At 36.7% G+C, this 13,157-nt stretch carries 14 protein-coding genes; 7 read left to right on the top strand and 7 right to left on the bottom strand.

Features of this window, described 5'->3' with window-relative positions; all coding sequences use genetic code 11:
- Positions 1–308: 308 nt before the first annotated feature.
- A complete protein-coding gene (locus H9655_RS00390) occupies positions 309–530 on the top strand; it encodes a DeoR family transcriptional regulator (protein ID WP_095372193.1) in 222 nt (73 codons plus the stop codon).
- A gap of 72 nt (positions 531–602) precedes the next feature.
- Here the strand turns inward: H9655_RS00390 and H9655_RS00385 are convergent, their stop codons facing one another.
- The gene (locus tag H9655_RS00385; RefSeq protein ID WP_191809817.1) at positions 603–1,331 is read right to left on the bottom strand and encodes a pseudouridine synthase; all 729 of its coding nucleotides are present in this window, start codon (positions 1,329–1,331) and stop codon (positions 603–605) included.
- 96 nt (positions 1,332–1,427) lie between these two features.
- Between H9655_RS00385 and H9655_RS00380 the strand changes: the two genes are divergently transcribed.
- Positions 1,428–1,631 carry a hypothetical protein gene (locus tag H9655_RS00380; RefSeq protein WP_191809815.1) on the top strand — a complete coding sequence of 68 codons (204 nt, stop codon included), beginning with the start codon at positions 1,428–1,430 and terminating at the stop codon, positions 1,629–1,631.
- Between the two features lie 379 nt (positions 1,632–2,010).
- Here the strand turns inward: H9655_RS00380 and H9655_RS00375 are convergent, their stop codons facing one another.
- Positions 2,011–3,804, bottom strand: coding sequence for a cation:proton antiporter (locus tag H9655_RS00375; protein WP_191809813.1), 1,794 nt, complete (start codon positions 3,802–3,804; stop codon positions 2,011–2,013).
- 219 nt (positions 3,805–4,023) lie between these two features.
- Here H9655_RS00375 and H9655_RS00370 point away from each other — a divergent pair, with 219 nt between their 5' ends.
- From H9655_RS00370 to H9655_RS00355, 4 genes are all read left to right on the top strand, one after another.
- Complete coding sequence (locus tag H9655_RS00370) at positions 4,024–4,668, top strand: GntR family transcriptional regulator (protein WP_191809811.1); 645 nt, start codon at positions 4,024–4,026, stop codon at positions 4,666–4,668.
- A 27-nt stretch (positions 4,669–4,695) separates the two neighbouring features.
- Positions 4,696–5,895 (top strand): CaiB/BaiF CoA transferase family protein, encoded by a 1,200-nt coding sequence (locus tag H9655_RS00365; protein ID WP_225230350.1) that lies wholly within the window; start codon positions 4,696–4,698, stop codon positions 5,893–5,895.
- Between the two features lie 47 nt (positions 5,896–5,942).
- Positions 5,943–7,238, top strand: a complete 1,296-nt coding sequence (locus tag H9655_RS00360) for a CitMHS family transporter (RefSeq protein WP_191809807.1) — start codon at positions 5,943–5,945, stop codon at positions 7,236–7,238.
- A gap of 80 nt (positions 7,239–7,318) precedes the next feature.
- Positions 7,319–7,597 (top strand): hypothetical protein, encoded by a 279-nt coding sequence (locus tag H9655_RS00355; RefSeq protein WP_191809805.1) that lies wholly within the window; start codon positions 7,319–7,321, stop codon positions 7,595–7,597.
- 173 nt (positions 7,598–7,770) lie between these two features.
- On the opposite strand, the gene H9655_RS00350 is transcribed toward H9655_RS00355, so the two are convergent.
- On the bottom strand, positions 7,771–9,387 hold the full coding sequence (locus H9655_RS00350) for a putative polysaccharide biosynthesis protein (RefSeq protein ID WP_191809803.1): 1,617 nt from the start codon (positions 9,385–9,387) through the stop codon (positions 7,771–7,773).
- A 242-nt stretch (positions 9,388–9,629) separates the two neighbouring features.
- Here H9655_RS00350 and H9655_RS00345 point away from each other — a divergent pair, with 242 nt between their 5' ends.
- Positions 9,630–10,910: a BaiN/RdsA family NAD(P)/FAD-dependent oxidoreductase gene (locus H9655_RS00345; RefSeq protein ID WP_191811295.1), complete on the top strand. Its 1,281-nt coding sequence runs from the start codon at positions 9,630–9,632 to the stop codon at positions 10,908–10,910.
- Positions 10,911–10,921: 11 nt separating this feature from the next.
- Here the strand turns inward: H9655_RS00345 and H9655_RS00340 are convergent, their stop codons facing one another.
- The 4 genes from H9655_RS00340 to H9655_RS00325 form a co-directional block, all read right to left on the bottom strand.
- Complete coding sequence (locus H9655_RS00340) at positions 10,922–11,104, bottom strand: sporulation protein Cse60 (protein ID WP_095372184.1); 183 nt, start codon at positions 11,102–11,104, stop codon at positions 10,922–10,924.
- A 322-nt stretch (positions 11,105–11,426) separates the two neighbouring features.
- A complete protein-coding gene (locus H9655_RS22290; protein ID WP_225230349.1) occupies positions 11,427–11,675 on the bottom strand; it encodes a MerR family transcriptional regulator in 249 nt (82 codons plus the stop codon).
- Between the two features lie 6 nt (positions 11,676–11,681).
- Complete coding sequence (locus H9655_RS00330; RefSeq protein WP_225230348.1) at positions 11,682–12,416, bottom strand: ABC transporter permease; 735 nt, start codon at positions 12,414–12,416, stop codon at positions 11,682–11,684.
- Positions 12,416–13,132, bottom strand: coding sequence for an ABC transporter ATP-binding protein (locus H9655_RS00325; protein WP_191809801.1), 717 nt, complete (start codon positions 13,130–13,132; stop codon positions 12,416–12,418). Before H9655_RS00325 ends, H9655_RS00330 begins: the two co-directional genes overlap by 1 nt.
- Between the last annotated feature and the right edge of the window lie 25 nt (positions 13,133–13,157).

Raw genomic sequence — 13,157 nt, 5'->3', positions numbered from 1 at the left:
CAGAACATAAAACAGGCTCCTTTAGCCATATATATGATGTTAAAAAGAATGGAGGATGCTTTTGTATATTTAGAAGGAAAAAGAGAAAAATAATGTAAAATCATGCAAGTGACTAGAAATTGTCTGAAAATAGGTTTACAATATTAAATAAATAGTATGACATCTTGATTATTTCTTCTGTTAAACCAAAAAAGGAGTTGTCTCGGGAAAAAGAAGACTACATATAACTGAAAGGACATGTTTCTTGACTGAAACTGTCGGTTGCAGGCACTTGCCATGGGTTTATAAATTGGATAGGGAGTGGTTTTTTGAAACCTTCGACTAACCGGATGTTAAACCGTATCAAATCCGTTTATATGTTTATTCGGAAAAACGGAACTGTAACAACTCAGGAGCTTGTAGAGGAATTCGGTATCACTCCTCGTACGATACAGCGAGATTTAAATGTTTTAGCTTATAATGACTTGGTGAAAAGTCCAAGCCGAGGAAAATGGACGATTACACAAAAGAAAGTGAAGATGTCATCATAAGAAAATGACAAGCGAAAAGAAAGAAGCTCTTAAATTCGGGCTTCTTTCTTGTTACAAAGGTATAACTAGTCCTTACATTTCGTTACTTGGATCATAAGATAATAATTCTTCTAATTCTTCATCCGTTAATTCTCGATATTCTCCTAACGCAAGAGAATCATCAAGTTGAAGCGGACCCATTGTAAGCCTTTTTAAATAAATTACCTTTTTATCTACTGCCTCAAACATGCGTTTGACTTGATGAAATTTCCCTTCTGTAATCGTTAAATGAATTTCAGAGTTTGCCCCACTTTTTAATATTTCTAGTTTTGCTGGCTTCGTTTCATAACCATCATCAAGCTTCACACCTTTTGAAAAGGTATGAATATCAGCCTCTGTTACTCTATCATTAATAATGGCATAATATGTTTTTGGCACATGTTTTTTTGGCGACAATAACTGATGACTAAGCTTACCATCATTCGTTATTAGCAATAGGCCCTCTGTATCTTTATCCAGTCTACCTACAGGAAATGGGGAATAAACGATATCTTCCATCTCTAATAAATCAATGACGGTTTGATGCATCGTATCTTCCGTGGCAGAAATTACCCCGTCAGGCTTATTCATCATTAAATATATGTATTCTTTATACTCAATGATCTCACCATGAATATCCACTTCGTCCTGTTTTGGATCAATATGTTGTTTAGCATCTTTAATCTGCGAACCGTTAACCTTTACTGCTCCTTGCTTTAATAATTGCTTCACTTCTTTTCTACTTCCATAACCTAAGTTTGCTAACATTTTATCTATTCGCATCTTACTTACTCCTTTTATATCATCGTTCCTACGCACATATTGCCCATATCAACATAGACTAACATCATAGATTATTGATAAAGGAGTGCATGAAACATGTATTACTATCGTCAACAACCAACATTTTTCCCTATTCCAGGCTTCCCACCAAGCAATAACAGTACCAACCGTAGAATTGAACGTTTAGAAAATCAAGTACAGCGCTTAGAGCAACAATTTGATCGTTTAGAAAGAAGATTAGAAAGAGTGGAACGGCGCATTGGTATTAATCATCCATCACCGTCTCCACGCCCTTATTGAAGAATAGGGAAAGCTTAAAGAGGAATTTTTTTCCTCTTTCTACATATCCGCATATTCTCATTATGTCAGTCATAGTTAACCCTAGTATATCATCTACCTAACATAATGTAACTTACACATACATTGCTATTTGTTAGAGGACCCTCCACTATTTCTTTGTAATCTCCATTGATTCTGTCTGTTTTCATTTAAATGACAAAGGGAACCTAATTTCTGTTGCCCATAGTGATGAGACGAGTGTTTTTTTCTATTAACCAACATTTTCCACACCTCTTCATTCAGTTATATTAAATATTCTATGTAAGTCCTTTAATAAGTGATTAATAAACAATAGAAAATGAAAAACAAGACTGCATGATTCAATCATGTAATCTTATGTTTACTTCTTCACTTCTTCCAAATAAATAATCATATCTTCTTTATCAACAGAAGGTGAGTCCTTTAAGGTCTTAAAAGCGATCGATCCATCTTTTTTACGAACACATAAAGGATACCCATCCACTTGTGCTTGTTCTAATTTTTCATAACTGTCGTTTGCTTGTTTACTTTCTATCGAATAGGTTGTATTAATTTTCTTATTTAACTCTGTGAACACATGCTCTTCGTCAAAAAGGATATGCGCTTTCACAGTCGTTGGAAACCTTTCATCCTTTTCTTCATCCATTCGCTCAGTCGCTATGGTAAACGTTTTATTATAGCCGAATTCCGGAAGAAATGACTGCGTAACCAATGCATTATAATTAGGATCATCAGACATTACCAGGATGAATTCGTAAGGTGTTAAATCGATTTCGAATTGACTATGCTCATCTAGTATTTGTCCCGAGTAAGTTTCAATCCCCTTTTTTCGGATGAGCTTTAACTTGCCACTTGATGTGTCACTAATCAGTACGGGATTTCCCAACTCTTTTAGCTTGTATGCTAAAGCAATGGAAAAACTACTTGCTCCAACGATTAGTACACCAGGCTCTGTTTCAGATGCTAAGTTCAATTTTTTTGCCAGCGGCGCTAATGTAAAACCATGAGCACAAACCGTTATAAAAACGAGAGCAAAAGTTAATGTTGTAAGTAATCCTGCTTCTTGATAACCATCATCCATTAATGTCGTTGCGAAATAACCAGATACTGTTAATGCCACGATTCCTCTTGGAGCAATCCATCCAATTAATGTTTTCTCTCGATTGGTTAGTTCTGTCCCTATTGTTGATATCCAAATCGATAGTGGACGAACAACAAATAACATCACGATTACAAATCCAATTATTTGGATACTAAAGACTTCTGCAATCGTCTCTCTTGTTAAGGAAGCTGTTAATAAAATGAATATTGTAGATGTTAAGATAACAGAGACATTTTCAATGAAGTGACTTATATTCCCTAGGGCAGATACTTTTTTCTTCTCTCTAGCTAATACAAGTCCCATCACTGTCACAGCAAGCATCCCTGTTTCATGCATAATAAGTTCACTTATGCCGAAACAAATGAACACAAGTGATAGTGTAATAGGGGATTTCAAGTATTCTGGAAACATCCCTCCGTTAGCCATCCAGCTCAAAATCTTTGCAAATATGTAACCAATCACAATCGCTAATAATGAAGCTAGTAGGAATTTTCCGAGCTCCATCATGCCTAATGTATCACTTACTAATACTTTAATAACCTCATAAGCAAATAAGGCGAGTAGCGGCCCTGCTGGGTCAACAATAATACCTTCCCATTTTAACAAAGCACCTACTCGAGGTTTAAGTTTGGACTGCCTTAATAGAGGGATTATAACAGTTGGCCCTGTAACGATAAATAAGCCACCGATGATAAAAGCCACCTCTAAGCTCAAGCCTGCGATATAGTGAGCTGCCAAAGATCCAAGAATCCAAGCAAGAAACGCCCCAACTGTAACTACCCGAAAAACGGATTTAGAAATACTACGAACTTCACGAATATCAAGCGTTGTACTACCTTCAAATAATATGACAGCTACAGCTAACGAAATAATAGGGCTATAAAGACTGCCTAAATCTTGTTCAGGATTCATTAGCCCAAATACTGGACCGATTATTAATCCAGCAATCGACATAATCACAATTGAAGGCCATTGAATCTTCCATGATAACCACTGCGAAAAGACCCCTAAAGCAATAACGAGAATAATTCCTAATAATCCAAATGACTCCATTCTATTCACTTCTTTCAACGAAATACGCGAAGGATTCACTTCTCTTCCTTTTTAGTAATTACCAATTCATTTTCACATTATCAATAAAAAGTAGGGAGAATGTTTTAGTTTGAATATATAAAATATACTGAAAATTTACTGTTGACAGTATACATTAAAATTTTTATGATAAGTACATATTGAATACGCTTACATTTTTTGTTGAAAGGAGTGGTTTGCTTGATTTCCATTATGAGAGAAACATTGACGGTACAAGTATATCAGCATTTAAAAAAGAGATTATTAGACGGATATTATCCTGGAGGGGAAAGATTAATAGAAGTAAAAATCGCTGAAGAATTTAACGTTAGCCGAGGGCCAGTACGTGAAGCTTTAAAAATGCTCATCCAAGAAGAATTAGTTGTACAAAACGGAAACACCCTTAAAGTATTTAGTCCCTCCCTAACAGATATGATTCAAATTTATCAAATTAGACAGCAATTGGAGTCGTTCGCAGCAAAGCTGTCTGCTAAAAACATTGAAAATTCCGACTTAGAATTATTAGAAAGCATTATTGATAAAACGAAACAAGCATGGTTATCGCAGGCGAAAGAGGATGTCGTAAGACTTAGTATACAGTTTCATGAAATCATCTTAAGCTCATCTGGAAATGATCATTTAGTTTCATTAACTAATACCATTCGTGACAAAGTAACCTATTTCCGAAATAGTGGGATTAAAATCGGCATACGAGACGAGAGTTGTATCGAAGAACACGCTCAAATTCTATCCGCACTTAAAGAACGAGATAGCTTAAAAGCAGCGAAGGAAATGTACAAGCATATCGAACAAGATTTACTCTCTTTACAAGCAATCTATCAGTAATTTTATTGATTAATAGAGGTGAAGAAAATGTCCAATAAAGCGTTATCTGGTTTAAAAGTTCTTGAACTGGGACAGTTAATCGCTGGACCCTTCGCATCGAAATTATTAGCTGAATTCGGTGCAGATGTCATTAAAGTTGAACCGCCTGCAAAAGGAGACCCACTAAGAACTTGGAGAGTAATAGAAGATGCAACTAGTCTTTGGTGGTATGTGCAATCTAGAAATAAGAAATCCATCACACTGGATTTAAAAAAAGAAGAAGGTCAAAAAGTTCTCCGAGCATTAGTGAAGGAAATTGATATTTTAATTGAGAACTTTCGTCCAGGTACCCTAGAGAAATGGGGTATTGGATATGAGGAATTAAAGAAAATTAATCCACGGTTGGTAATGGTACGAGTGTCTGGATACGGACAAGATGGACCTTACAAAGATAAGCCAGGGTTTGGATCAATTGGAGAAGCAATGGGTGGGCTCCGCTTTTTAACAGGCTATCCCGACCTCCCGCCAGTGAGGGTAGGCATAAGTATAGGTGATTCTCTATCTGCTCTATATGCAGTAATTGGTGCATTAATGGCAATTTATCACCGTGACGTAAATCATTCGAAAGAAGGACAAGTCATTGATGTTGCCCTTTATGAATCGGTGTTTAGTTTAATGGAAAGCATCCTCCCTGAATACGGAAGAAATGGTGTAATCAGAGAACGTACGGGTAGCACATTACCAGGTATCACTCCTTCAAATACATACCTTTGTTCTGATGGTAAATATATCGTCATTGGTGCGAATGGAGATACAATTTTCAAACGGTTAATGAAAACCATTGGCAGAGAAGAGCTTGCAAAAGATTCTCGTTTTGAAAATAATATCGGTCGATCTAAACATGCAAAGTATTTAGATCAGCTGATTGAAGATTGGACAAGTCAGCACCCACTACTTGTAGTCAAAGAGCTCTTAGATGAGGCAGGTGTACCAGCAGGATCGATTTATTCAATTGAAGATATTGTAAATGATCCACATTATCAAGAAAGAAATATGATACAAGAAGTACCTATTGAAGGAATCGGAACTTTGAAAATGCCAGGAATCGTACCAAAATTGAGTAAAACACCAGGTGAAATTAAATGGGCAGGTCCAAACTTAGGGTCACATACAGAAGATGTTTTAATGTCAGAATTATCCCTTACAAAAGAGCAAATTGCAAAGTTAAGAGAAAAAGGGATTATATAAAAGAAAAAAACATAACAGCTAATTAATAAAAAGGAGTGAATGTAAACTTGCTATCTCTATTAGGCTTCTGCATGATGATATCTTTTCTTCTTTTAGTACTAACTAAAAAACTTTCACCTGTTGTTGCTTTTGTCTTTGTTGCAGTAGCTTTTGCCATTATCGGTGGATTCAGCAATGAAATGGGACAACTGATGATGGATGGGATTATCCAAGTAACCCCTACAGCGATCATGATTGTTTTTGCGATCCTGTATTTTGGTTTAATGATTGATGTAGGGCTATTTGACCCGATGATTTCACGTATTTTAATGTATGTCAAAGGGGACCCATTAAAAATAGTGATGGCTACAGCTCTTATTACAATGATTGTTGGTTTAGACGGGGATGGTTCATCAACTTTTATGATTACCATATCAGCGATGCTACCTCTTTATAAGAAATTAGGAATGAACCGCCTTATTTTATCATGTGTAGTTGCCTTAGCTGCAGGAGTAATGAATATGATACCTTGGGGAGGCCCTTTAGTCAGAGCCACTGCTAGTTTAAATGTTGAAATAAGTGATTTGTTTATCCCTCTTATCCCAGCAATGATCGGTGGACTACTCTGGACATTTTTCTCTGCTTATATCCTAGGTAAGAAGGAAAGAGAAAGAATCGGTGTGATTCAAATATACACTGAGAGTTTCACAGAACAATCGAGTACAATAGAACAGAAAAAAACATCACCCACATTATTCTGGTTTAATTTACTTTTAACAATCGTATTAATGATCATGCTTATTATGGACGTATTGCCACTACAAATTTTATTTGCAATTGCTTTTTCTATCGCACTTTTTGTCAATTTCCGGGATCCAAAAGCGCAACAAGAGCAAATTTTAAGTCATGCAAATAACTTTGTATTAATCAGTACATTAATCTTTGCTGCAGGGATATTTTTAGGTGTCCTAAATGGAACGCAAATGATGGACGCGATGGCTGTTTCCATTGTTTCTATCATACCTGAAGGCCTTGGCCCTTACCTCCCTGTCTTCGTTGCGATAACTAGTTTACCGTTAGTATTTGTTTTCCCACCTGATGCTTACTACTTTGGTATTTTACCAATTATAAGTGAAACAGCAGCAAACTTTGGCATTGACCCAGTGGAAATAGGTAGAGCAGCTTTATTAGGCCATTCAACAACAGGCTTCCCTTTGTCTCCTTTAGTTCCTGCGACCTTTATTCTCATCGGGCTATCTGGTGTAGATTTTGGCGAGCATCAGAAGTTCCTATTTAAGTGGGCGTTTGGAACAACGATTGTGATGACCATTATTTCGATACTTACGGGTGCCATTTCCTTTTAGCAACGAATTTTTAAGTTTATACCACCCCCAATGAAACTTCCAGCTCATCATTCCGTCTACTCATAAAAAGGGGAATCCACTTGATAAAAAAAACATCTTATCTACTGCTATTTCTGTTCCTACTCTTTTTAAGTAGCTGTTCGACAGCACCAGAACCTAAAATTTCCGAACAACAAGCCAAGTCCATCGTTATTGAAAAAAATACAAGAACAATTGGGAAGGTAACTATCGTTTCAATTGAACAGAAAGGCAATAAATATATAATCAAATGGGAGAATCCAGAGAACTGTGAAAGTGGCGTTGAACATATGAACCACCAAAGCGGGGAAATCATTACAAGTGAAGTAACCATCTGTTAACATAAGCGATCAAAAAAAATGGCTAGGGATATATTTATTGGACTCTCTTGAGAGCTGCAACAAATATTTCCCTGGCCATTACTAGTTTCCTTGTAGGACAACATTTCATTAAGACGATACAGTAAAAAAAATGGCACCCAGCATAGATAAGCTGGGCGCCTAAAGACTAGATACTATTTCTTCAACTTCAGTTTAATTAAAATCCGATCGATTCTATCTCCAAATAATAGTGGTAATAGACGAATCTTATTTGCAAGATAGAAGTATACACTTGCACCTACTCCTCCACAAACAAACACAATGATAATTGCATGCCATCCAGAAGCTGGATTTAAGAAAATCATTAATATTTGATAAAGGACCCACGTAATAACAGTCATAACCAATGTAAGAATAATAATTAATAAACTGCGTCGAAATACAAATCTAAATTGGTAGCCTGAGAATATTTTAATGACAATCAAGTTGATTAAAATAGCCACAGCATAACCAAGTGCAGTTGCTAGAACTGCTCCCTCTGTTTCTAACCACTTAATTAGGGGTATATTTAATGCAAGCTTTACTAAAATCCCTACTAATAAACTAAGGATCGTAAAGCGCTGCTCATTGATCCCTTGTAGAATCGCAGCTGTCACTGCATAAAGGGCAAATAACATCGCCACTGGTGCATAAGCCCGCAGTACATCAGTGCCTAACTCACTATGCTCATAAAACAATGTGTATACTGGTTCAGCTAATAAAGCAAGGCCGACAACCGCTGGCAAAATTAAAAATAAAATCACTTGAAATGTTTGATTTAATTGACGGTTCATCGTTATACGATCATTTTTTATAAAAGAATTTGTAATAGTCGGTACGAGTGTTAATGAAAATGCAGTTGCTAAAGTAACAGGAATCATCACTAATTTATGGGTTTGATAGTTAAGTACCGAAAGTGCTGCGCCTGCTTCTGAACCAGTGTAGCCAATCGATTGCATTGCTTTATTAAACGTAGATAAATCAATCATTTGGAATAACGGATTAACCAATGCGACAAGTACAAAGGGAATAGAGTAAAGAATGATTTCCTTATACATGTCTGTAAGAGAAATATCCATTGTACCTTTATCTTTAACCAATAATTGATCTAAATAAGGCTTTCTTTTGTACCAATAAATAAACAAAACAGCTAAACTACCGATACCACCTATAAAGGCTGCAAAAGTAGCGACACTGACTGCTGTAACAAGATCGCCATCCATTACATAAATAACGACAAATGCCCCTGCAAGTAGAAAGGCAATTCGTACAATTTGTTCAACGACCTGAGATACGGCTGAAGGTCCCATTGATTGATGACCTTGGAAGAATCCGCGAATTAAGCTCATAAACGGGATAATGATTAAGGCAAAGCTGACCGCTCGAATAACGGAGACAATGTCTTGTAGCATTGCTACATCTTCTGGGTCCACAAAAATCTTCGCTAGCGTAGGCGCTCCCATATACATGATTAAGAAGCATGCAAACCCACTACAAAGCATAATAATTAAACCGGACTTAAACAGCTTCCTTCCGACTGCATATTCTTCTAATGCGTTATACTTTGAAATAAACTTTGAGACGGCAAGCGGTACACCCGCAGTCGCCACACTAATAAAGATTGTGTATGGTACATAAGAATAGTTATAAAGGATTGTTCCTTCGTTTCCAACGATTTGATAAAATGGAATCACATAAAATAATCCAAGAAACTTAGATATGAATGTACCAAGAGTTAAAATAAATGTTCCTCGTAAAAGCTTAGACGACATATAATCCCATCCTCTATTGTCCAAGCGCTACCAAAAGCGTGGTGTTTTCTATCATTCACAAAATTAAACTATACAACTTCTCATTCTACCATATGTTACGACAATAATAGACATATTTTTATCTCAGACGACTCTTTTCATTCTTAATGATTTTTTAAGAAGATGTTTAGATGTTGTATCTTTTGCTTTATAATAGCAAAGGTATGCTATTTTCATTGAAAGAGAAAAAGTTGGTGAAGAAAATGAAACAAACACAATATGATGTCATTGTCATTGGCGGTGGGCCATCTGGTCTAATGGCTGCCATTGGTGCTGCAGAGAATAAAGCAAAAGTATTACTTATTGATAAAGGCAATAAATTAGGTAGAAAACTGGCGATTTCAGGTGGTGGCCGTTGTAACGTGACTAATCGGCTCCCAATCGATGAAATCATTAAACATATTCCTGGTAACGGACGCTTTCTTCATAGCGCCTTCTCCATTTTTAGTAATGAAGATATTATCCGTTTTTTTGAGAAGCTTGGTATCGCCTTAAAAGAGGAAGACCACGGTAGGATGTTCCCTGTAAGTAATAAAGCACAATCTGTTGTTGATGCGCTACTTACAAGGCTAGACGAATTGAAAGTAACAATAAAAACAAATAGTCCTGTTGCTGATATTCAATTCCAACCAGAGAGAAGCCATACAGTCCAATTACATTCCGGTGAACAGTTTCACGGAAAAGCTGTTGTGCTAGCAGTGGGAGGCAAATCTGTACCCCATACAGGATCTACAGGAGATGGCTACGGTTGGGCAGAGAAAGCTGGACATACGATTACAGATTTATTCCCGACAGAAGTTCCGTTAACATCTAGCGAATCATTTATAAAGAACAAAGCGCTACAAGGACTCTCTTTGCGCGATGTGGATGTAAGTGTATTGAACCCTAAAGATAAGCCATTAATTACACATCGAATGGACATGATTTTCACCCATTTCGGGCTAAGCGGACCTGCGATTTTAAGATGCAGTCAATTCGTCGTTAAAGCGATGAAGAAGTGGAAACTAAACAAAGTAAACGTACGCATTAATTCCCTACCCGAGCAAAATGCTGAGAAGACTTTCCAAGAGATCGTAACACTTAAAAAAAATGAACCGAAAAAGAGTATTAAAAACTTGCTAAAAGGGATCGTTCCTGAAAGGTATCTTCTCTTCCACTTAGAAGAAGTAGGCATTGACCCAACCACACAGGCAGCAAGTATCACAAATGAACTGCTTCGTTTATTCGTTAATCGACTACACGATTTCCGCATTGAAATAGATGGTACATTACCATTAGAAAAGGCCTTTGTAACAGGTGGGGGCGTTTCTGTCAAAGAAATTGAACCACAAACAATGGCATCGAAAAAAATGGATGGATTATTTTTTTGCGGAGAAATCCTTGATATCCATGGCTATACAGGCGGCTACAACATTACCTCCGCTCTTGTCACAGGACGCCTAGCAGGGAGTAATGCTGCTCTAAGGAAAAGCGTAACTACTTGATTTTAAAGTAGTTACGCTCTATATATAACCATCGCCGAAAAACAATAAATTTGCTCCTCATCTTCTTCTTGCATCGCAGCAATATTATATTTAATATCAACAAGCTTTTGTTCTTCAACCTTTTCTAAAAAACGGTTCATCGCAACCTCTAGATCTTTTTCATGTTCTTGGTCAAATAACTTTACCTTGATCATTTGATGAAAACCCCCTCCATGGGAATGAGTATTTTCATTTATTATTAACAGAAAATTCGTAATATATACACGAGTATAAGGTGATGAAATGAGGAGGCTTAAACGTATTCTTTTAACCACCATTTGCCTATCTTTCTTGTGGGTGATGGGAGATATCAGTAAATCAATCACTCATTCGAATGCTACTTGATGTCTTGACAATCCTTTACTTTGGTTTTTTTAGTTGAATATAACCATCCCTCTGCAATCTCAGCTGCTTCTAACGCTCTTTCATATGCCTTGCTTACACGTAGTGAATGTTTTTCAGCCTGTTCATATGCTTTCAGAAATTGTTTCTGACCACTTTGCGCACAACCTCTCTTGCACTGTTACGGATATTTCCTTGAATAATTTCACATCGAAAAGCTAACCTCGCTATTTTCAATTGGAAGAGGTGTATTTCATCATATTGTCTATATCCATTAACAGCACGAGGAGCAGGAGAAAGATATCCCCACTCCTCGTAAACTCTCATTGTATTAGGATGAACGCCCATACTATCAGCGATTTCTTTAGTTAAATAAACCAACATATCCCACTACTTCCATCTAAAATATTTAATTGAAAGGAAGCTACTAATTAATACACATGCCGTCATTGCTACAATTGGATAAATCATGTCGCTTAGAACTCCGCCTAAGCTTACTTCCTTAAGCAACTGAATACCTTGTGATAAAGGCAGGAACGCAAAGACATTCTGTAAAATTTCCGGAAAAATTTCAAAAGGTATGGTTGCACCTGAAAATAGAAGCATTCCGAAATAGGCTAACGACCCCCATAAATTCGCTGCTTTTTGATCAGGAACTACACTTCCGATGAGTATACCAATGCTATACATTGCAATTAAAACAAACAAATAACTGCAAAGAAACAAACCAAAGGAGCCAGCCATTTCATAATTGAAAACAAAAAGATAAACCGCTGTCACACCTAGGAAGGACAATATTGAAGCAATAAATTGAACGAATGCCTGTGCACAAAGCAAAGTTAAAGGCGAAGCAGGGGTCACCTGAAATCTTTTTAAAATATGGCGATGACGGTAATCAGCAATGGTAAGTGGTAGTCCCATTACACCTGTAGCTAATATACTAATTGTGACAACTGCTGGATAAGATTGCAGGAACATTGTATTTCCTTGGGTAAACAGTTCATTATTCATAATATAACCAAATAAAAAGGCAACAATGATTGGAAAAATGATACCGAAGATCAGGATATCTAGACCTCTCCAAACGAGTTTCGCTTCTATTTTTGTTAAAGTATAAAATGTCATTATCTTTCCCCCTCTTCATCTGTTAAAGCTAAATAGGCATCCTCCAGTGAAGCTTGCCCTGAATAAGTGATCACTTCTGCTATCGTTCCTTCACATATGATATGTCCTTTCTTTAAAATCATAATGCGGTCGCAAAGTGCTTCTACTTCATCCATATAGTGAGAGGTAAGGACAATAGATAATCCTTCACGCTTATAATCTCTTAACGTTTGCCACAATTTTTTTCTTGCTTTCGTATCTAAGCCCGTAGTTAATTCGTCTAGAAAGACCAATTCCGGGTTGGGTAACAATGCCAATAACACAGCTAGTCTTTGTTTTTCACCGCCTGACAATGATTTAACTAATGAATTCTCTTTATCTTGTAAGCCAAATTTGGTCAATAAAGATTGATATGGCTCAGTGTGCTTATATAACACACTCCATTGCTGACAGCTTTCAGCGACGGTCATTTTGTCTGGAAAGTGAGATTCTTGAAATTGCACACCCACTTTCTCAAAAACTTGCTTTCTATTATGAATAGGAGATTGTCCTAATATAGAGACTTCCTGATAAATAGCAGGCCTAATTCCTAGCACAGCTTCTATCAACGATGTCTTTCCTGCACCGTTTTCTCCTAGTATTCCCAGTACCTCTCCTTTTTGAATGGAGAAACTAATCTTATCAACCACCGTTTTCTCCCCATAACTAACGGACAATTCTTTTACCTTCAGTACCATCAACTCACTCCCTTTTCTAAGAATA

The sequence above is a fragment of the Cytobacillus stercorigallinarum genome (genome assembly GCF_014836495.1).
Taxonomy (GTDB): domain Bacteria; phylum Bacillota; class Bacilli; order Bacillales; family Cytobacillaceae; genus Cytobacillus; species Cytobacillus stercorigallinarum.
Note: the sequence above shows the minus strand (reverse complement) of the source record. Positions and strands in the feature narration are given on the sequence as shown.